Origin of the sequence: Chryseobacterium aquifrigidense (assembly GCF_006716485.1) — a bacterium.
Lineage (GTDB): Bacteria > Bacteroidota > Bacteroidia > Flavobacteriales > Weeksellaceae > Chryseobacterium > Chryseobacterium vietnamense.
Window position 1 is genome coordinate 1 of sequence record NZ_VFPD01000004.1, and the last position, 22,640, is coordinate 22,640.

16 protein-coding genes are annotated in these 22,640 nt (G+C 35.8%); all 16 read right to left on the bottom strand.

What is annotated here, in order from left to right; all coding sequences use genetic code 11:
* Positions 1 to 451: 451 nt before the first annotated feature.
* The 16 genes from FB551_RS20835 to FB551_RS20910 all read right to left on the bottom strand — a co-directional run bounded on the left by FB551_RS20835 (position 452) and on the right by FB551_RS20910 (position 22,640).
* Complete coding sequence (locus FB551_RS20835) at positions 452 to 1,129, bottom strand: hypothetical protein (protein WP_142018804.1); 678 nt, start codon at positions 1,127 to 1,129, stop codon at positions 452 to 454.
* Between the two features lie 13 nt (positions 1,130 to 1,142).
* Entirely contained in the window at positions 1,143 to 2,003 is an 861-nt protein-coding gene (gene rfbD, locus FB551_RS20840) for a dTDP-4-dehydrorhamnose reductase (protein ID WP_142018805.1), read from the bottom strand.
* Between the two features lie 47 nt (positions 2,004 to 2,050).
* The gene (locus tag FB551_RS20845; RefSeq protein WP_047429032.1) at positions 2,051 to 2,536 is read right to left on the bottom strand and encodes an acyl-CoA thioesterase; all 486 of its coding nucleotides are present in this window, start codon (positions 2,534 to 2,536) and stop codon (positions 2,051 to 2,053) included.
* Positions 2,537 to 2,606: 70 nt separating this feature from the next.
* The gene (locus tag FB551_RS20850) at positions 2,607 to 3,110 is read right to left on the bottom strand and encodes an OmpH family outer membrane protein (RefSeq protein WP_047429031.1); all 504 of its coding nucleotides are present in this window, start codon (positions 3,108 to 3,110) and stop codon (positions 2,607 to 2,609) included.
* Positions 3,111 to 3,175: 65 nt separating this feature from the next.
* The gene (locus FB551_RS20855) at positions 3,176 to 3,730 is read right to left on the bottom strand and encodes an OmpH family outer membrane protein (protein ID WP_047429065.1); all 555 of its coding nucleotides are present in this window, start codon (positions 3,728 to 3,730) and stop codon (positions 3,176 to 3,178) included.
* A gap of 8 nt (positions 3,731 to 3,738) precedes the next feature.
* Positions 3,739 to 6,273: an outer membrane protein assembly factor BamA gene (gene bamA / locus FB551_RS20860; protein WP_047429029.1), complete on the bottom strand. Its 2,535-nt coding sequence runs from the start codon at positions 6,271 to 6,273 to the stop codon at positions 3,739 to 3,741.
* 28 nt (positions 6,274 to 6,301) lie between these two features.
* A complete protein-coding gene (locus FB551_RS20865) occupies positions 6,302 to 7,051 on the bottom strand; it encodes an isoprenyl transferase (protein WP_047429027.1) in 750 nt (249 codons plus the stop codon).
* Between the two features lies 1 nt (position 7,052).
* A complete protein-coding gene (gene porG, locus FB551_RS20870) occupies positions 7,053 to 7,943 on the bottom strand; it encodes a type IX secretion system protein PorG (RefSeq protein ID WP_047429025.1) in 891 nt (296 codons plus the stop codon).
* 213 nt (positions 7,944 to 8,156) lie between these two features.
* A complete protein-coding gene (locus FB551_RS20875; RefSeq protein WP_047429022.1) occupies positions 8,157 to 10,661 on the bottom strand; it encodes a polysaccharide biosynthesis tyrosine autokinase in 2,505 nt (834 codons plus the stop codon).
* Positions 10,662 to 10,663: 2 nt separating this feature from the next.
* Positions 10,664 to 11,554 (bottom strand): polysaccharide biosynthesis/export family protein, encoded by an 891-nt coding sequence (locus tag FB551_RS20880; RefSeq protein WP_047429020.1) that lies wholly within the window; start codon positions 11,552 to 11,554, stop codon positions 10,664 to 10,666.
* Positions 11,555 to 11,592: 38 nt separating this feature from the next.
* Complete coding sequence (locus FB551_RS20885; protein WP_142018806.1) at positions 11,593 to 12,711, bottom strand: glycosyltransferase family 4 protein; 1,119 nt, start codon at positions 12,709 to 12,711, stop codon at positions 11,593 to 11,595.
* A gap of 115 nt (positions 12,712 to 12,826) precedes the next feature.
* Positions 12,827 to 13,828, bottom strand: a complete 1,002-nt coding sequence (locus tag FB551_RS20890; RefSeq protein WP_142018807.1) for a glycosyltransferase family 2 protein — start codon at positions 13,826 to 13,828, stop codon at positions 12,827 to 12,829.
* 3 nt (positions 13,829 to 13,831) lie between these two features.
* On the bottom strand, positions 13,832 to 14,902 hold the full coding sequence (locus FB551_RS20895; protein WP_142018808.1) for a formimidoylglutamase: 1,071 nt from the start codon (positions 14,900 to 14,902) through the stop codon (positions 13,832 to 13,834).
* 136 nt (positions 14,903 to 15,038) lie between these two features.
* Positions 15,039 to 17,600: a type I DNA topoisomerase gene (gene topA / locus FB551_RS20900; RefSeq protein ID WP_142018809.1), complete on the bottom strand. Its 2,562-nt coding sequence runs from the start codon at positions 17,598 to 17,600 to the stop codon at positions 15,039 to 15,041.
* Positions 17,601 to 17,875: 275 nt separating this feature from the next.
* The gene (locus FB551_RS20905; protein WP_142018810.1) at positions 17,876 to 21,295 is read right to left on the bottom strand and encodes a T9SS type A sorting domain-containing protein; all 3,420 of its coding nucleotides are present in this window, start codon (positions 21,293 to 21,295) and stop codon (positions 17,876 to 17,878) included.
* Between the two features lie 205 nt (positions 21,296 to 21,500).
* Positions 21,501 to 22,640, bottom strand: a complete 1,140-nt coding sequence (locus FB551_RS20910) for an EpsG family protein (protein ID WP_226798754.1) — start codon at positions 22,638 to 22,640, stop codon at positions 21,501 to 21,503.

Here is a 22,640-nt window from a genome sequence, read left to right on the forward strand (position 1 = left end):
GCGAGTGCAAAAGTAAAACTTTATTTCTTAATGACCAAATGTTTTTGAAGAAAATTTTAAAGTTTTTTAAGTAACCTTAATCCTTCTCAAACCCTCAATCTCTCTACTCCTGCGCTCCCTCTAATTGGGACTGCAAAGATACAAACTCTTTTTTAACCGGCAACTTTTTTTTACAAAAAGTTTTAAAGTTTTTTTCGTCCGTTTCTTATTGAAGTAATATTGTTTCTGCCTAACTAAAGGCTCTTCTGCGCTACTGATATCCTTTCGTTTTTCAGTGGGGCAAAGATAGAAACTTCATACACACCACGCAACTTTATGTAACATAAATTTTACCGTTTTGTAATATTAAGCCTTAAAGGGCTGGGTAGCAGAGTGAAAAATTTTAAACAAAATTTCTAAAATTAGAATTTATTTAAGTCAAAACCAACAATACACTTATTATAGCTGGTTTTTATAGTTTGATTTCTGTATAGATAGTGCTTAAGAATTCAGCATATGACTTTTCCAGACCAATAATATCTCCTGATTTAAGGTTTAAACCTCCTACTCCGGAGTTATCCGGCTTTACTTTTAAAGATGAAATCTGGAAGTAAACATTATCGTCATCAGCTTTAGGCTGAATTTTTACTGTAGAACCTAATAGTTTTCTGGTTGAAATTGTATAAACTTCTTCTGGAATAACTTTTAATTTTAAAAAAGATCTTGGAGCGACAGTATAATCTTTACGGTTGATACTTATTTTCTGCTCTTTATCAGAAGAGGCAAATATATACATCTCTCCATGTTTAACAGCTAATTTTTCTTTGGGTGTATAATACAAGGCGATTTTATAATTGGCAGCATTGAATGGCTGAGGGGTACCATCAACATTTTCGAAAGGTTTTAATTCAAATGTATTGGCACCAATCTCTTTTGCTTTTTTATATACCAGGGAAAATACGAGTGCATCATCTTTTGAAAAACCCTGTACTTCTACTTCTCCTAAATAAATAGCATCTGCAGCAGCTTCTTTTCTGAATAAGAATTTATCTGGGTTATCATTTGTTTTTTCAACTCTCGTCATATAAACATTCTGCGCACTCCAAAACTGGATACATAATATGGAAAAGAGGATTGCTATATTCTTCATATATATAATAGTATTAGTGTGAAAGGATATCAACACATTCTTCAAGACTGTTTTCCCAATGTTTGGGTTCTATTTTATAAACTTCTTCTATTTTATCTAAAGACATGGTACTTCTTACCGGTCTTTTGGCTGGAGTTGGATACTGTTCAGTCGTTAATGGATTTAATTTTATAGATGCCTTTGAAAATTCAGCAATTTTTTTAGCAAATTCAAACCAGGTTGTCTCCGGATAGTTTGAGAAGTGGAAGATTCCATAGGTTTTGTGTGGTGCTCTGATAATCTTCATAATCGCTTCTGCCAAATCGTTTGCATTAGTAGGTTGTCCAAACTGATCAGCAACGATTCCCAACTCTTCTTTTTGGGAGAAAAGGTTTAACATTGTTTTCACAAAGTTTTTATTAAATTCGGAATACAACCATGAAGTTCTCAGAATGATTGTTTTTGGATTGATTTCCAGAGCACGTTCTTCTCCTTCTCTTTTTGATGCTCCATATACACCTACAGGATTGGTAAAATCATCTTCAGAGTAAGGAAGATTTGTGGTACCATCAAAAACGTAGTCTGTAGAAACATGGATCAGAACAGATTTAAAATCTGCACATGCCTGAGCCAGGTGAGCTACTCCATCAGCATTAACGGCAAAGGCTTTTTCTTTTTCCTTTTCTGCGAGATCAACTGCAGTGTATGCGGAGGCATTGATGCAATAATCAGGTTTGTTATCATAAAAGAAATCATTCACCTGCTCTTCATTGGTAATATCTAAAGTGGATGAGTCTGTAAATAAGAATTCATATAGATGTTCAAAATCCGGGGCAATTTTCTTTATGCAGTTTCCCAATTGTCCGTTACTACCTATTACTGCTATTTTTTTCATTTATTTATTATTAATTTTTAAATTGAAACCTTCCATAAGAAATAAGGCTACGAGTTCTTGGCATTCTGAGATCTTAAGAACTTCACTCTGGACTGGAAGTCTTTCTGGATAAGGTCTACATAAAATTTATCAAAAATCTCTTTGATATCTTCCGGGTGAACTTCGGATTTTCTTGTTTTAACATTAAAATAAATAACGGTCACCCAAAGTACAGCGTGAATTGTTTTTTCATCAAGGCTTTTCATCAGAATTTCGACTTTTGCCGTTCTATCCTGCACATCGATGGTCTTGCTGCTAATTACTACCTGCGTATTATATCTTACTTCTTTCAGATAGGCTATTTCATTTTGAATAGCAATCCAGGTACAGCCGGTTTTTTTGGTATATTCTTCATAGGTAAATCCATAAAATGTTTCTACGTGATCTTCTCTGGCATTGAACATATACTCAAGATATTTTACATTATTCAAATGTCCGATTGGATCACAGTCACTAAACCTAACTTTAACCGTAGTTGATACTTCTTTTTCCATTCCGCAAAAATAAAAAAACCACCTCTAAAAGAGGTGGTTAGTTTTATAAATCTTTGTTAATTTGCTGAAATTATTGAATTCCTAATTCTTTCTTCACAGCTGCAGTTGCGTCTGGTCCTGCTTTATAAAGGAATGCTGTTGAGTTGGCATCCATAATATAATCATATCCATTAGCTTTAGCTACTTTTTCTACTGCATCATTAAGTTTTTTCTCAATAGGAGCGAAAGCTAAGTCTTGCTTACCTTGTAGGTCTTTTTGAGCTTTTTCCTGCATTTGCTGAATTTCTTCAGCTAATTTTTTCATTTCTGCTTCTCTTGCTGTGTTTTCGTCAGCTGTTTTCTTAGGAGCTTCAGTTTGGTATTGCTGATATTTAGTTTGAGCTGCGTCAGCTTTTTTCTTAATCTCAGCTTGTTTAGTATCTAAGAATGTTTTAAGATCAGCATCTGCTTTCTTTTTCTCCGGCATTGCGTTAAGAACTCCCATTACATCTAAAGTAGCAATTTTTTGAGCTTTTGCCATACCTACAGATACAACCATCATTACTGCTGCAAATAATACACTTAATTTTTTCATAACTGGTAAATAAATAATTTAATTTGTTTTTAGATTTAAAAATATAGCAAAAGTTAATTCTTTAATTATTTTTTGCCTTTGCTATTTGTTTTTTCCTTCTTATCTGTTCCTTTTAATAGAATAGACAATACTTTTTCAGTGTAGTCATATTTAGACTGAAGGAAAATAACACTAATGTTATTGCTTTTATCAAGAACTATGCCCAAGCCATTTTTTTCGGACATTGTTTTGATGGCTCCCCAGATCTGATCCTGAAAAGGCTGAACCAGATTTGTTCTCAGTTTTGTAATTTCACCATTGGCTCCAAAACGTAAGCTTGTTGTTGTTTTAATATTTTTATCAAGATCGGTAACTTCCTTTTCTCTAAGTTTAAGCTGGTCACCTATCAATAAAACTTTTTCACTTTCAAAAGCAGCTTTTTTTCTTTCAAATTCAGTCTGGAGGCTTTGAAGTTCAGATTCCCAGGTATCAATCTGAGAATTCAATCTTGCTTCAGCTTCTTTATACTGAGGTAATTTATTTAAAATTTCATTAGTATCCACTACTCCTATTTTCTGGGCATTGTTCAACCCGAAAAGTAAGAGGAATGCGAATGTGAAAATTATTTTAAAGTGCTTCATATTTGTAATTATAATGTTTGGTTCATCAAGAAGTGGTTTCTCCATCCAGACTTATCACCTGAGATTGTCTTATCAAGACCTAGTGCAAAGTCGAATCCGATCAATCCAAATGCTCCCATATAAACTCTTACACCAATTCCGACTGATCTTTTCAACTGGAATGGGCTGTAAGAACTCCATGAATTCCATACGTTACCTCCTTCAGCAAATGTCAATGCGTAAATTTTTGCAGTCTGGCTCATTGAGATCGGGTATCTTAGTTCCAACGTAAATCTGTTATAGATTGTACCTCCTCCTTTCTGTGTAATATCTTCTGCCTGACCTCCTTCTGTAGTGGCATTTTCATAACCTCTTAAAGGGATCAATTCTCTACCGTCATATCGACCTCCGAAAAGACCTGTACCTCCCATATAGAATCTTTCAAATGGCGGAGCTCCCAACTGGCTGTTGTATCCGTCCATGAATCCCATTTCTGCAGAAGATCTCAAGACAAGTTTTCCAATGATTTCATTGTAAACATCTGCTTTAAACTTGATTTTATAGAATTCCATCCACTTATATTTGTCAATGGCTGACATTGTAGAGTAATCTTTCTTCTTAAATAATGAGTACGGAGGAGTCAGTTTTGCGGATAGCTCAACATTGGATCCCATAGTTGGGAAAATCGGGTCAATACCCGCTGAGTTTCTGCTCAGACCTAAGTTGATACTGAAGTTATTGGCAGTACCATTATTTTCTGTAGATTCCCCAAACTGGAATGGATAGTTTTTGAAGTCGTACTTCTGGAACTGTAAACCAGTATACAGGGAGAAATAGTCATCCGGCCAGTTTAATAGTCTGTTCAGACCTACTGAAGCCGAGAAGATATTCAATTTCTGAGCATCCCCATATTGATCTGTATATCTTACTCTTGAGTTGTTCAAACTTACAGAAAGGGCGGTTGGTCTTGTACCAAATAACCAAGGTTCTGTGAATGACACTCCATAGTTCTGGAAGTACTGTCCTGCCTGTACCTGAACAGAGAACGTTTGTCCGTCTCCCTGAGGTACTGGTTTGAAATCTTTAAACTTAAGGAAATTCTTTAATGAGAAGTTATTAAATGTTAATCCTAAAGTACCGATGAAACTGTTACCACCGTAACCTGCCTGTAGCTGAACCTGAGACGATCCTTTTTCTACAAGTTTCCAGTTGATATCTACGGTATTATCCACCTGATTTGGCTGAATATCCTGTCCGATTTGCTGAGGGTCAAAGAATGACATCCCTGCTAAATCAAAATAGGTTCTCTTAATTTCTGTTTTCTTGAATAGCTCTCCCGGTTTTGTTCTCAGTGCTCTAAGAATTACGTGGTCATGGGTTGTAACATTCCCCTGCCATGTTACTTTATTCCAGGTTGCCTGTTCTCCTTCATTAATTCTAACTTCAAGGTTTACGGCATCACCAGACACTGACTTTTCAACCGGTGTTACGTTAGAGAAAAGGTAACCGTTATTCATGTAAACAGATTTAATATCTGAATCATCCTCTTTACCTCCGTCTTCACCAACTTTTTTGTTGAAACCTACAGCATCGTAAATATCACCTTTCTTATATCCTAACAATCTCTGTAAATATTCTGTAGAGTATACCGTATTACCCGTGAATGTAACATCTCCGATATAATATTTTTTACCCTCACTAAGTTTTACATTGATTTCGTAGTTATTTCTTTTGTTTCTCCATACTGAATCTGAAACAATTTTAGCGTCTCTGTATCCAAGGGAGTTGTAATAACTGATAAGACTCTGCTTGTCTTCCTGATATTTATCTTCAATGAATTTTGAGGATTTCAATATTCCACCGATACCGAAACGTTTTTGTTTCGTTTCTTTGAAAGCTTTATTTCTAAGTTTTCTGTCGGTTACATTATCGTTTCCTTCAAATTCAATATGGTCAATTTTAATTCTTTTACCCTTATCTACATTAATTGTCCAGTCTACCAAAGCAGGGTCTCCTGCATTTACTTTATCCTGGATCGTAATTTTAGCATCAGCAAAACCTTTTTTGATGTAGTCTTTAGGGACATGAGTTTTAAGGCTTGAAACTAAGTTCTGAGTAATCTTAGTTCCTGGTTTAAGGTTGTTATCCTTTGCCAGTTTTTCACTTTTAGATTTACCGATTCCTTTTCCTGAAAATTTAACTTCTCCAAGTTCTTTCAGATCCTGCAGGTGAAATTTCAGAACGATCGTCTGTCCTTCAATGCTTTGAACATAAACTTCCACTTCAGAAAAAGATTGGGTATCCCAAAGTTTTTTTACAGCATTGCTGATTTTCTGTCCTGGAATGTCTACACTTTCTCCTTTTGTAAGGCCCGTAAATCTTAAGATCTGAGCTGGTGTATATTTTTTTACCCCATCTACAACGATGTCTTTAAGAGTATAAGTTCCTGCCTCATTTTCTGCGTGTACAGCATTATTTACTTTTGTGCTGTCTTGTGGAGTTACTTGTCCATAAAAATGTGCAGAAGCAGCAAACATAATGATGGGTAATAGTCTAAACTTCATTTTATCGAGTCTTTCTTTTCTTAAAATTTTATTGGCCTTTTACCTGTTCGCCGGTTAAGCCATATCTTCTTTCTTTGTTTTGATAATCAACAATACATTGAAAGAAAATATCTTTGGTGAAATCCGGCCACAGAACATTTAAAAACTGTAATTCTGCATAAGCAATCTGCCAAAGCAGGAAGTTGCTTATCCTTATTTCGCCGCTGGTTCTGATCAGTAAATCTACAGGAGGAAAATCTTTTGTGTAAAGATAGTTTTCAAATAAACTTTCGTTTATGTTTTCTATCTCTACTTTTCCTTCTTTTACATCAGAACTTATATTTTTTACGGCTTCCAGTATTTCATTTTGCGAGCCATAGCTAATAGCCAATACAAGGTTTCCTTTTGTGTTTTCTTTTGTGAGTTCTACCACACGTTCCAACTGCTCTTTTACTAATACCGGCAATTTTTCAAGATTCCCTATAACATGCATTCTCAGTCCTTTGCTGAAGATTTCTTCTGCTTCCAGCAGCAAGGTTTCTACCAACAGATTCATAAGGGTATTCACTTCTTCGCTTGGACGATTCCAGTTTTCTGAAGAGAATGTATACAATGTTAAGTAGGGGATATTAATCTCATTACAAGCATTAATAGCATTTCTTACTGCATTAATGGCATTTTTGTGACCGAAAGTTCTTTCTTCGCCACGAGATTTTGCCCATCTCCCATTACCATCCATAATGATGGCTACGTGTTTTGGTAAATTCTCAGAATTTATTTTTTCTTTAATCAACGACATATTATTCACAATAACATGGAGGTCTTCCGAACGAATATGTAAGTCCTAAACTGAACGTATTTATCCAGTCGTTGGATCTTCCATCTCCAATATTTCTCTTTTTAATAAACTCTGCTTCTCTTTCTTTAGAAACCGCATAATAATTTCCTGACTGTAATAATGAACCACCTGTAGCAGGGTCCAAAATATCAGCATTAAAAGAAGTTTTTACATCTTTGGAAAGGATCTTGCTATGATCCAACTGATCCGTCAATGTATATCTGAATGTAGCTTCTGCAAATATAGCCCAGGAATGGTTGAACTTATACTTCAAACCCACTCCAAAAGGAATATGCATTGTTACTTTTTTCCCTAGTGAATAATCTGTGGTAGTGGTAAAATCCAATTCATTAATCGGAGCCAGTGCTACCCCATCAGCATCTCTTCTGAAATCATTCACCAAAGTAGCTTTCGGAGCATCAAACATCAAAGCACCAATACCTCCGAAGATGTAAGGGCTCAGCATGCTGATCTGCTCATTATTTACCGGGAAAAAGTTATATTCAAACATTAAACTCGCCTCATACACATTATTTTTTCCGTATGAGTTTCTATTTCTTCTATAATCTTCCTTTGCCGCTTTATCACTGAACTGGATCTGGTTGTATCCTAAATCCAATCTGACAGTCTGATGCGGGTTAAAATTAAATCTGTATAATAAACCACCATAAAATGGCACGCCCCAATCTGACGCTCTGCTTAAATCCAACGGCTTCTGTAAAATATAATTTGTCCTTCCTACATCTCCCACTAGGTTACTCATACCTAGACGAACTCCCAATTCGTTTCTTTGTGCTTTAACACTTACCATTCCAAGGAAAGCAAGGAAGCTAAACAATAATTTTTTATTCATAAAAGAATATGGATTTATGGTTATTTTAAAATTTAATTTTTGCAAATATAAAACATTTTTATATTAATGATAATCTTAATGTTTAGTTAAAAATAAACAAAAAAACATAATTTGTTATAAAGTAAACGGCAAAGTGGCAAAAATATTCTTTTTTTCATAGAATGAAAATACTTTAAATATGAAAAAACCCCCATTAAATGAGGGTTTAATGCTTTATTTTTTATTGAATAATACCTGTACTTTATTTCTGATCCTTATCAGTAATGGCTCTTTATAATTTTTATCTTCATCAAAATATCCGTAACCATAGCCATATCCATAACCGTAGCCGTAGCCATATCCGTAGCCTTGTTTAGTATTATAGTCGTTATAAACAAGTCCCAAATTATTAACTTCATCATTATGATACTTTTCAGTAATCATTTTCAGCATATACTTTTCTGTGTATTCATGACGCACTACATAAATATTAGCGTCAGAATGCTTCATAAGCTCATATGAGTCAGCTACAAGACCTACAGGTGGAGAATCTATAATAATGAAATCATATTTTTCTTTAAGTTCTTCTATAAATCTGATATTTCTCTGGCTCATTAAAAGTTCAGACGGGTTTGGCGGGATAGGACCTGAAGTGGCAACATCAAGATTAGGGATCTTGGTCTTGTTAATAATCTGGTCGATATCAACTTCTCCTGTAAGATAATTTGAGATACCATATTTATTATCAATCTTAAAGTCTCCAAAAATTTTTGGTTTTCTAAGATCCATTCCTAATAAGATTGTTTTCTTATCACTTAATCCTATTACAGATGCCAGATTGATAGAAATATAAGTTTTCCCTTCTCCTCCAATGGATGATGTAATCAAAATAACTTTACCTTTTCCACTTTCATTATCCATTAAGAATCTCATATTTGCTCTTATTCCCCTGAATGCCTCAGATACGGATGATTTTGGCTGCTCCAGGACGGTAAGCATATTTTCATTGCTGTTATTTCCTATTACTCCGAGAAGCGGAATTTTCGTAGCACTTAAAAGCTCTTTAATATTTCTTATTTTACTATCCAATACTTCACCTATAAAGATAAACAGTAATGGAAGCAGCAGTAATCCGGAGATAATGGCAGTCTTGGCCAACTTTACATTAGGTCCGATTGCTCTTTGCCCCAGGTTTTTAGCAGGGTCAATTACTGTAATATCAGATTGATTGGTAGCCATTCTCATCTTAGTATCACTCTGTCTTCCGAGAAGACTATTATAAGTAGCCTCAATCATATTATATCCTCTCTCTGCATCCAGATATCTTCTTTCTTTTTCAGGATAAGATGCTAAATCTGAGTTGGCACCTGAAATATCACGATCAATTTTGTTGATCTCATCATAATATCTGCTATAGTATCCTCTTAAGCTATTTGATGATCCCATTCTTGCTTCATCAATAAGTCTGTTGATTTCTCTCATCGGCTCTGATGAAGGCTTATAAATAGAAGCCATTTCTGCTTTTTTGGTATACAGAGCTTTCAGTTCAGAAACTGTTGCTGAGAATACGCCATCTTCAAAACCTGCAGCATTGGTTCCAATCATTTTATCAAAATTCTGAGACTGCAGCGTGTTTTTTATATTGTTAAGTGAGTTGATTTTGCTTATGATATCTGCTTTTTTAGCTTCCAACTCTTTTATTTTCTCAAGAGATTTTTCATCTCTGTCTTTAATATTATAGAGTTTTTCTGAGGTTTTTAAATAATTCAGCACATTCGCACTTGAATCAAGCTTTTTACGGATATTATCCAGATTTTCTTTTAAAAAGATGTCTGTGTTTTTATTAACTATATTTTTATCAGCCAATCTCTTTTTTTGTAATTCTGCAACAGATTTATTAAGGAAATTAACTGTACTATTAAGATTATATCCTTTTTTGGTAATAATCATAATCGATCTGATCTCTTTATCAAAGTCAACACCTGTAGTAGAGACAATTTCATTTACACTCTCATTTACTGAGTTCAGGTTTACAATGATATTATCCAACTTGATTTTAGTGGGAACAGGATTTCTAACCAGTCTGAATCTCAGGTTTGGAGAATTGTACCACTCATTGATTTTAATGATTTTATCAGCGGGTCTGCTATATGCGCTGATACTCTGGAAGCCTTCAATCTCATAATTATATAAGTTGGTAGATTCTCCTTCTTCGGGTAAAACTACTTGATAGGCTCCATCTCCTTTGGGTATCAGGGTAATAGGATAATTAATCTGCTGAAGATGTTTTTTATCGATCTGAAGAAAGACAGGTGAGTCATCTTTATCCAGATAGGTAGATTTTATCAGTCCTTTAGTAGAATAATTAACAAAAAGGTCAAGTTCTTTTACCAAAAATTCGTTATGCGATCTGGATAAAAGCATTTTCTTCAGATAAAGCCCATCCTGATTTCCGGTATCTCCCCAAATGAAGTTGATAGATTGATTAGCCTGTGTTGGTAAAAACTCAGCTCCTTTACTGGAAGTACTTAATGACAGGTCTGATGCATAAATATTTTGTGCATAGTAATGACTGTATCCCCATGCCAGTGCATAGCCGATAAAAAACATAAATACAAACCAATACCAGTTCTTAAGAATCCTTCTTAAAAAGTGCTCTAAATCAAATAATGCAAATGACCCATACTTTTCTTTCTGAGAATTATTCTTCTCTGCAGCGGTTACTCTTTCTGGAATCATGACTAAAGATTTTTAAGAAGTAAATAAATAGACAATGCTGTAGTAATGACCGAAACTCCTGTTGTTAAAGTCTGAATAGGATCTTTTCCGAAACCATTCAAGCTTTTTGCTCTTGTATTCAGATAGATCTCATCACCATTCTGAACATAATAGAAAGGAGAGTTCATAAGATCTTCCCGGGTAAGATCTATTTTGGCAATTTTGATTCCTTCCGGAAGTTTTCTGTGAATAACGATCTCTTTTTTGTCGATCGTTCTGTTCAGCCCTCCATTGATAGCTAAAGCTTCAGTAATGGTAAGGGTATTTTTATGAGCTACTTTCTCTCCTGAAAGACCTGTAGTTTCCACATCACCAAGAATATAATAGGTGATACCGTCTGTATTCAGACGTACTTCAGACTTACCTTCCTGGAAATTTTCATTTACTTTTTCCTGAATTTCTTTTCTAATATCCTCTAATGTTCTCCCTTCTGCTTTTACATAGCCGATTCCAAAAACATTAATATCACCATTGGAGTCTACCTTGAGTCCATTAAAGTAAAAATTCATATTTCCACCTCTGCTTGCTCCAGAGGTTGCACCAACTCCTCCTCCAACAGAGCCACCCCCTGACATAGCGGGGCTTATTACAGTTCCGGCTCCGGTTCCGCTTCCTCCAGAGGAATTGTAAGAAGAATAAAACTGTGCAGCATCACCTTTGGGGGTTGTTACAATGTTAAGATTAAGGATATCATTTTTAGTAATCCTGTATACAGGAATGTTATAGGGAACAAGACCTTCTTCATTAATTACAAGACTCTCACTTGGCTGTAAATATCTTACATCCTTTGTTGTAATACATGAGGTAACTAAAAGAGGGAATATTAAAAATAAATATTTAAAGTTTTTCATCATATATATATAATATTGTTTACAAAAGTAATATTTAATTGTTAATTTTTGTTATTTCTTAATCGATATAGCAAATCTGGCAAATAAGCACCAAAAAAACCTATTGAAATAATCACCACTAATAAAAGATTGACATTAATATGTCTTAAATAATAAGCCACTCCAACAATCATCAGGTAGTACAGGATAATATAAAAAGTTGATCTCCTATGGGTAAGGTTCAATTTCAGCAGTTTATGATGAATATGGTTTTTATCGGCATCAAATGGGGATTTTTTGTTGTAAAGCCTGATCATAATTACATTTAAAGTATCTACAATCGGAAGAATCAGAATGGCTACTGCCACTACAGGAGCAGACTGAAGGTGATATCTTGGAACATCTATGAGCTTTTTATCTATAAAAATATCTATAAAACAAATGGATGTAAAAGCTAACAAAAAGCCCAGGAGCATAGAACCGGTATCGCCCATAAATATTTTGCGGGTACGGTAGTTAGACAGATTATAATACAAAAATGCCAATACAGTCCCAATAATAACAACAGATAATACCACCAACGGATAGTTATATTCTCCTAAGCGATAATAACTGATTCCAAATAAAGCACTACAGATAACAGAATAACCACCTGCCAGCCCGTCTATTCCGTCAATCAGGTTGAATGCATTAATCAGAATAATAAATGTTACAATACTGAATATCACACTTACGAAATACTCCAGCTCATATATTCCAAAGATCCCGAATAAGCTTCTGATTCTGATATCAGATCCAATAACAATCAGGGAAGACACAACAATTTGTGCAACGAGTTTTTTGTAAGCCCTCATGACTACAATATCATCCATTACTCCTACATAGAGAAGGATAATTAATGAGGCAAATAAAAATTTATAGAGATCAAATAATTCATAGGCAAAAATAGAGGCACAGATTCCTATTGAATAAAAGATGGCAATTCCTCCCAGGTTGGGAATTTCTCTAAGGTGCGAGCTTCTTATTCCAGGCTCATCCATCAGATTCTTTCTTTTTGAGATCTTGACAATGGTAGGAATAGAGAAGAATGTAATTAAAAAGGAGAACACGAAGCCTAGTCCTATTTTTACGTAGAAAATAGGTATTCCCGATCCGCTTAAGAACAATTCAAAATTTTTCATTCTTTTCTTATTCAGCACTTGTATCTCCTAAATAAAAAACCACAATACAGAACTTTACAAGAACTTCATTATCATTTTCTATTGACCGAAACAATAGTACTTACATTTGTGTTTACTAAATCAACTTTCTTATCAATCTTTTCTGTCCTGCAAAAAACAACAGATAAAAAATCTTTTTCTTCAAAGGCAAAGATAAAAGATAATTCTTACCAAAACGACTATACTTCAATATATCTTGAATTTTTATTTGTCTTTCCTTCATAAAAAGAACTAACTGATCAGACATACTATAAAATATTTCTTCTTTTTTCACATACGCCAGATAGGCCAAAAATGAATAAGCCCCTTCAAAAATCTGAAAATTTTTCAGCACTTCATTTTTGTGGGAATATGGGGATTTACTAAATATCTGTTCCACATCAGATACAGCTTTTAATATATCCAGTCCTTTTTCTGTGTGGGTTTTTGTAATAGAATCAGTACGTTCAAGATACTGGTAATGGAAATTCTGAGTCTGAGCAATGATTTCACATTCCAGTAAAAGTTGTGGAATAAGCTGAATATCTTCAAAATGAACTCCTTTTTTAAATCTTTTCTGATTAAAAAGTTCTTTTTTGAACAGCTTATTGCATGCAAAATAGCTGATATCAGAAAATACCGAGAAGTTTTTTTCAAGCACTATCTTCTCCGGCATATTGGGAAGCTGCGTCAGTTTTTGGATAATCTTCCCGTTCTCATCCACTTTCTGAATATTACAGATTACCATTTTTGCCTGGTGTTTTTCTGCTAAAAGAAGCATTTCCTCAAACATCGTTTCGGAGACATAATCATCACTGTCTACAAAACCAATATAATCTCCGTTAGCTCTGTCAATCCCAAAATTACGGGCATCACTGAGACCTCCGTTTTCTTTGGTAAAGGCTTTTATTTTGTCAGGATATTTGTGTGCAAATTCTTTAATAATTTTTTCAGAGTTGTCTTTACTTCCATCGTTCACTACAAGAACCTCAATATCGGGAAGGCTCTGCTTCACCAAAGAGTCAAGGCATTTTGTCAAATAATGTTCGACATTATAGACGGGAACAATAATGGATACTCTTGCGGGAACATTTGTCATACATTAAATTTTCGTCAGTCTTGCATTCAGCCAGCCTTTTTTAGCTTCATCAAAATCTTTTCTGGAGCAGGGAATGCAGTTTTCTATATTTTCATCATCACCAAAATACCACAAATTACTGAAAGTATCACGTCTGAATGCATACTGCCTGTCATCTATCAAAACATAAAACAGCTCGTAATGTCTTTCTTTCGGATGGGAATACTGGATATTGATTCCTTCGATCAGATACCAGAGCATCTGTGCTAAAAGCTGATGATTCAGCTGGTTTTCAGAATAAATATTATAATTAAAAATACCAACAGACTTAAGATTTTCGCTTAATCCGATTTCCTTCATATAGGCACAGATTTCTCTTTTGCTCAAACCATTTACCTGTGGATTCATTGAAAAAGGCTCACTAAAGCTTTCAATAGCATCACAATTTACGGTCACCAAATCTGCTTTTCTGAAGAAAGGCTCTGTCTTTTCAGTAGAATTCATCATTTCAGCCAGTCGGATAATATCAAACTCCACTTCTTTGATGAGTCTTACAGAATCCATCTCATTCAGATGTTTCTGATAACCCAGATGATGATAATTTTTAATGGAAAAATTCTTGGCTCCGAAAATTTTGCTTAAAAAAGTATGTTCATTAATGGTCTCTCCTTGCTGAAGGGAGATAATATTACTGATTTGGGTATAATTGATACTGTTCTTATGGAAATTCAATGCTGAAAATAATGAAAAAGCAAAATCATTGGATCCGCCAATAATTACCGGAATGGCTCTTTTATAATGACATGCCGACAGCACTTCCTGTAAGATATAATGGGTATCCTGAACAGATTTCCCGGACACCAGATCTCCAAGATCTACAACCGGAATTTCGAAGTCCATCTGTGAAAGCTTGTAAAATTCTTTTCTTACTGCCGTAAAATCCTGCACTTCCGCATCTCCGCCTGCTCCTCTATAGTCTGATACGAACAAAAGAACAATACTGTCTTCTCTGATATCTTTTGTAATCCGATTTCCTATCTGCCAGCTTTCTGTTTTGAAATTTCTTGGTGAAATGATAAAGTCTTCGAAATCCATATTTTAATTTAAAATGTAATAATTGATTGATGTAACAAACATACAAAAAACACAGGAACTGAGTAAGACGTGGATCTTTTTGTTCATAAAAAAAGCCGTCAACATCTGTTAACGGCCTATTATCATTATTTTATATTTACTTTTTCTTAGCTGCCGGTTTTTTTGCAGCAGTTGTTTTCTTTGTAGTGGCTGCTTTTTTAGCTGCTGGTTTTTTCTTTTCTGCAAAGGCTTTAGGATCCTGATCTGTAATCCATTTCTTAACCTCATCCAAAGAAAGTTCTTTTAATTCCTCAGCTTCATATTTTGTATCATCTGCTTTTTTCGGAATTTTGAACATGGCCTTTCCAAACTTAATGAAAGGTCCCCATCTTCCGTTTTCTATGGAAATTTTTTCCTTTTCCCACTGCTGGATATATCGGTTGGCTTCTTTCTCCAATTTAGCGTCAATCAGTTCGTTGATATCACTTTGTGAAAGATTTTCAAAATCATATCTTTTTGGAACATTCACGAAAATATCTTTGTATTTGATAAATGGTCCGAATCTGCCAGATCCTTTTGTTACCGGTTCTCCTTTATACGTAGCAATAGGAGCATCAGCAATTTTCTTTTCATTGATGATTTCCTCGGCACGTTTCTGATCTACAGAAAGCGGATCTTCACCTTTCGGAATACTGATATACGTTTCGCCCCATTTCACATAAGGTCCAAATCTACCAACACCTACAGAAACTGGCTGTCCGTCAACTTCACTTAAATCGAAAGGCAATTTGAATAACTCCAATGCTTCTTCAAAAGTAATGGTTGCAATATTCTGTCCAGTCATTAATGAAGCAAAGATTGGTTTCTCCTCATCATCGGTTTCTCCAATCTGGATCATCGCTCCGAATCTTCCGATTCTTGCATGAACGTTTTTACCTGTCTTTGGATCTACTCCTAATAATCTATCTCCGGTAGCACGGTCTGCATTTTCTTCTACATCTTCAATTCTCGGGTGGAATTTGGAGTAGAAATTGGTCATCATCTCTTTCCATTTCTGATCACCGCTTGCAATTTCGTCAAAACTTTCTTCTACTCTTGCCGTGAAACCGTAATCAAGGATTTCTCTGAAATTATCTGTTAAGAAATCATTGACTACTTCACCGATGTCTGTAGGAACGAATTTATTTTTATCACCACCGAATTTCTCTTCAAGAACTACTTTTTTGATCTTATCTTTTGTTAAAGACATTTTAATCACTTCACGGGTATGTGGTTCGATTTCTCTTTTATCTACATACTCTCTGTTCTGAATAGTCTGAATTGTAGGGGCGTAAGTAGATGGTCTACCAATCCCTAATTCTTCAAGTTTTCTTACCAATCCGGCTTCAGTATATCTTGCACTTGGTCTGGTGAACTTTTCAGTAGCAGTAATGGTTTTATAGTTTAAGACTTCTCCCACGCTTACTTTCGGTAACAACTTGTCATTATTTTCCTCATCCTCTTCTTCTGTCTTTACAATTCCGTAAGCTTTCAGGAAACCGTCGAATATGATCACCTCTCCTTGTGCTTCAAAGTGATGTGGCAATGATGCATTTCCTATTTCAATCACTGTCTTTTCAATTTTGGCATTAGCCATCTGAGAAGCCAGTGTTCGTCTGTAAATTAATTGATATAATCTGTTTAATTGTACATCAGCTACGGTTTTTACTCCAAAATCTGTAGGACGGATAGCTTCGTGAGCTTCCTGTGCTGAAGCTGATTTAGTAGTATAGTTTCTCGGAGAAGAATATTCTGCTCCGTATTCTGATATGATTTGTTTTTTAGCTCCTTCAATAGCTTCCTGGGAAAGGTTCACGGAGTCTGTTCTCATATAGGTAATAAAACCTTCTTCGTACAGTCTCTGTGCCAGACGCATGGTATTGGTTACATTATATCCAAGTCTTGAGGAAGCTTCCTGCTGTAATGTAGAGGTTGTAAACGGAGCTGAAGCTGAACGCGTACCTGGCTTGGTTTCAACGTTGAGAACTTTAAATTCTGTAGTTTTAGCCTGCTCCAGGAATTTCTCTGCTTCTTCTTCCTTTTCAAAGTCTTTTTTCAGTTTGGCAGCAATTTCCTGCTCTGTTTTATTTAAAAAGATTCCGTCAAGTTTAAAACTTGCTTTGGGTGTAAAATCACGGATTTCTTTTTCTCTTTCAACAATTAACCTAACTGCTACAGACTGTACTCTACCTGCAGACAGCCCCGGTTTTACTTTTTTCCATAAAACGGGAGACATTTCAAAACCTACGATTCTGTCCAGCACTCTTCTTGCCTGCTGTGCATTTACTAAGTTCTGATCAATATCTCTTGGATTGTCGATTGCTTTTAGAATGGCGTTTTTGGTAATCTCGTGGAAAACAATTCTTTTTCTGTTTTCAGGCTTCAGTTTCAATTCATCCGCAAGATGCCATGCAATAGCTTCTCCTTCGCGGTCCTCATCGGAAGCGAGCCATACCATATCAGCTTTCTTTACGGCAGCCTTTAATTCGGTTACCAATTTCTTTTTGTCTGCTGAAACTTCGTAATCAGGACTGAATGTGGCAAGGTCTATCCCCATTCCTTTTTTAGGAAGATCCCGGATATGTCCGAAACTGGATTTCACGTCAAAATCCTTTCCTAGATATTTCTGAATAGTTTTTGCTTTTGCCGGGGACTCTACGATTACTAAATTTTTCGACATTCTAACTAAAAATTTTTGCAAAAGTAAAGCTTTTTTATTATATACTTTTTGTTAAACAGGTTTAATTTAATAATCATGGCGCTTTATACCCTCTTTCCACACTGGTTTTTCGGAGAAACAAACCCTTTGTAGCATAGGTTTTAGACTGTTACACAATTATCAGCATGGATTGATATAGAAATTTTCATCAGCCATAATAGATGTAAAAAATATGGTGTCCTATAAAAAAGCAGAATAAGAGACCTTATTCTGCTTTTTAGCACCTATTGTAAGATTTATTGTTTTATAATTTTCACAATCGCTTCGGAATTATTTATCCTTATTATATAAATTCCTGTGCTTAAAGATGAAAGATCTGTCTGGTTGTTGATAAACCGTCCTGATCTTACAAGTTGCCCCAGACTATTAAATATCTGAAAATTATATTCTTTATTTTCTGCTGCTCTGATATAAAGAACACTGGAAAAAGGGCTCGGATAAATAGAAATCCTGTTATTGACCACCGTAGATTTCGCAGTTTCTTTGATCAGTCTGGAGCTGCTGGCCACAACCAAAGCTCCTGATGCAGGACCTTCTTCATTACCATTGGCATCATATTTTATTTTCACACATCGGCATCCTGTTCCAAAGTAAGGGTCATTATTGTCATGAAAGGCTATCATTCTGTTGGTTGTAGAGGCTGCATCAAACAGCACATTAATAGATCTTCCAATGTAGTTTGAATTTAAAGCAGCCGTCCATACCGCAGGATACTGGAAATTGAGTGTATTAAAAGTTCCCTGCGCAGTCTGATTGGCGGTCACACTTCTGAATCCTCTTGAACCGGAATCAGGGTAATTCCCTATGAGATATGCGGGATTATTAAAGATATATCCTACTGTAGCATTGGCAGAATTCCTCACTCTTATTCCTAAATAATCTGTAGCAATACTGTAAGATGTTGCTACATTTTTATCTTTTTTATACCATGGGGTCTGTCCGAAATCAGCACCTGAAACCAGAGCTACACTTGTCAGATCCGGCACTCTCCATCCTTCAGGACAAGGATCAAAAGGAGATTTCTTACCTCCTCTTCCCCATCTGTCCGGAGCTAAATTAGGCTCCTGTGCCAGCCAGTCCGTTCCGTTGGTATAATTGGGAGTAGTACTGTTATAGGGAGCGAAAGTACTTGGAATCATGTATACCAAAGGGTTCTTCACAGAATAAGACAGTATCTTGGAGATTTTTTCTGATGGCTTATCCGTTACCTGTACATTTGATGCCGACGCATAAGTGTTATAAGGTACTATATAATTTCCTGAAAGATTATTATAGTCAGACTGATCAAGCGTAATGTACGAAACAGTTCCTTTAGGACCGGGAGTCCCCAGAAATACATTATAAAAACTTCTGTTATCCGCATACTGGAATGGAGGAATAGGATCCTTCCTTCCCCATTGATAATGCATCCCTGTAGCAGCACGTATTTTTAACAGTTCATCAGCTGTCGGTGCCTGTGGATTGGCAACGTTGGGAAAAACATCTGTTGCCCCAAGATTACGATCCATAAAAACGGTTTGCAATGCAACATCGGCTTTATTGACATAGTTCACGTAATTTGTAATGGCTGCCGGAGTTTCCGTAGTATAGGAATAAGATCCTACAGGAGAATCCGTTACCCAGATATGCCAGCTCCAATATACAGGCGAAGATATACTGCCATTATGCAATGTTACTACAGCATTTCCACTTTCATTAGGAGCAATTTCTATGGATATTTTAGAATTACCGATATCCTGTAGTGATGAAGGTGCCGGATTCACCATTAAAATTTTCCCGATAAGAGCTGTATTAGTTGTCCAGAGAACATTCACTTTTAAATTATTAAAACTGGAAGGATTTAATATATCAGCATTATCCAGTAATTGACTTTGTACAGAGAATGCTTTACTAACCGGAATTTCAATGGTCGTAACTGTTTCGCTTTTAACAACCTGGTAAGTGTTCGGATTATTGAGACCTTCCTTGTACTCTGTAGCTACAGGCAGATATTCCGTTGGAAAATCATAATCATTAATGGTGTAAAGCGGATCTTTGATACATCTGCAGCCATTTGCATCTGAAGTATACATTCCGGACATGGGAAAGTAGTAAAAACGCCCTTTAATATTGGGATAATTGGCATCCGGAGTATCAGGTTGTGTTTTATCCGGAATCATGGAAAGTCCTCTTACGGTAACAGCAGGAGAAGTATCGAACAACCGGGTAAGAGTAGCTGTCCACAATGCAATGTGATGCTGATCACTATACTGTCCTAAATGAGCTCCTCTGATAAGCTGTCCGGTTCCGGGAAAGATTCCCATATTATATCCACCGACCGCCGAAAGATCAAAGCCCAGATTAGGATAAATTCTAAATCCTGTCATGAAGGCAGGAACTCCTGTGTCAGTAGGTTTTATAATATGGTATTTATTGGTTTCAAAAACATTTTTTGCCATATTGGTTTTGACTCCAAAAGGAGAAAAGTCTATTCTGATATCATCTACATAAGAGGGTGAAGCCAGATTTGCTACCAGCATAGAAGGGATACGCCACCCATTGGGGCAAGGATCATAAGGAGATTTATCTCTATAAGGTTTTGTTTTATCGTCGGTATTATAAACGGTTTCAATCTTTCCCTGTGCATTATCAGACCACAGATTAAGTTCTGAAAGTCTGTTATTGGGCAAAGTTGTTGATTTGCCAAACCAATTAACAGGAAGATTAAGGTTATTATTGTAGTATGCCTGACCTGAGTTATCATCTTTATTAACATAGATAAGACTCAGTGGATTTTTTACAGAAAGTCTGATATTATTGGTAACCTCTGCAGCGGAAAGCGGAACAAATTTCCTGAAATCATCAATACTTACGGCATTAGTCATATATTTTGCCCCTCGATGTCTTACCCTGCCTATAGATCCGGATGCCTCATAAAAATCATTTCCTCTTGTTACTAAAGGCGGAATAGGATCTTTCCTTCCCCATTGATAAAGAAGCCCGATACTTCTGTTCCAGTCTGAGGCTGTGATAGAACTTGTGATTGCTCCCAGATTTCTATCCATCCATTTCCAGTCTGAGTCCGGGATTACCTCTGTTGTTCCGTCAGACTTCATTCTTTTGACGTTGTTGAAACTTTTATAGGTAACTCCATTGGTAGGATCATCCGTTACCCAGATATGCCAGCTCCAATAGATCTCTCCGTTTACTTTGAGAGCTATCACAGCATTTCCTTTCTTGGCTTTATTGACAGGGACTTTTATCTTGGCCTCCTGCCCGGTTCCCGTTATTTCAAGGGTATAATTCACTCCTGATTTTATAAGCCCATGAACATCTTCCCACAAAACGTCAGCTGTTACCGCCCCTGCCGGAATACCACTTCCATTAAGATACCCGCCTCCTTCCCACATAGCATAAGCTTTTTTTACAGGAACCAATAATCCTTCACTGTTCTGACTGGGATCAAAGATGTAACTGTTGGGTGCTTTTTTCCAGTCCGGAACAAACAACGGAGTTAATTCATTCAATGGTCTTTTCAATGAGTCTTTATTCTCAGTATGCCATATTGTTCTTATATGCCCAACTGAGCGAAGATCTTCTATGATATTACCTTTGGAACTTATTCCAAATAATATCAGGCAGATGACTGCCGCTAATTTTCCAGCTAATGTTTTCATTCCTTAGGTTTTAGTGTCATTAATAAATGCAATTTTTAAGCCCACTTCAACAAAAAGTGATTTATTTTATAAATTACAACACAATATATAAATTATGTTATTAATAAACTAACATAAAAGTCAATAAACAAAACAAACCTTAACGGAATTTTCACACAAAAAAAAAGACAGCCTGAGGCTGCCTTATATTTTAACTTTCAAAATTCTATGGAAGAACATGGTTTTGATAACGATCAATCGAAAACCGCCCAGCCGTGATATTATTAAACATAGAGAAAACGACAAAATTGAAGACGACAAGCGCAATTATAAATGCATAAATCATATTTTTAACCCTACCGGAAACAACATACATTGCATTCGGAATAATAATGTACGAGAACCCGATAAACGCTCCTGCAAGTCTGGATGAGAAGATAGGGTTATTTCTAAAAATAAAATAAAGACATATTCCAATCACCGCATAGTTTCTATGGTATTCATAGTAGGGATACAGTTCTTTCATCTTATTATCAAAAACAAAAAGGAAGAAAGTAAGGATAGCCATCATGACCTCCGGGATTCCAATTCCTCCGTTAAGTCGTTGTACCGTTTCATCCATATATCCATTGAATCCTTCTACAAGTGTACTGTTGGAGGCCATACCATCTAAGAAACCTCCAAAACTCCTATAGATTTCAAACGGAGATAAAAAGACGGAACCTACAATCATAATCAGCATTACCGTTCTGTTCAACGGAACGCGGGCCAGCCAATACATCGGCAGGAATAAATAACAAACGCTGTGTATACCCGATCCTATGAATATAAAAAACAGGTAATGCCAGAGCTTCCGTTCTTTGATATACCGTATCGCAAAATAAACGATAAAAGTTCCCAGGTTTTGTCTGATCTGTCCACTTTCCCCGATAAAAAAGTTGGGAATAAACATGAAAAGGGTAAACGTAAAGGGATAAAAAGTATTGTCTTCGGTATATTCCACTTTAAAGATCATCGCAAAAATAGCGATAACCAGTGTCAGCATATAAAAAGGGGCATCAAAAAAATTGAGAAGGACTTTATTAATCAAGGTATACAGCCATTCCACGTCCAGAGTTTCCGTCCCTTCCATATGGAGCATCTTCATAAAGATACTGTAGTAGCTTTTGGTATCAGAATAAATATAAATTCCTTTGTAACTTCCGTAATCCGGACCTACGCTGTCTCTGAAACCGACAATAAGAATAAAATAGATAGCAAGAAACCAGAACCATTTTTTATCAACCTTCTTTCCATACACTTCCTGAACACTGAAAAACAGCATGTAGACGATTGCAATTATATAATATGGATGTAGTAAACTCAT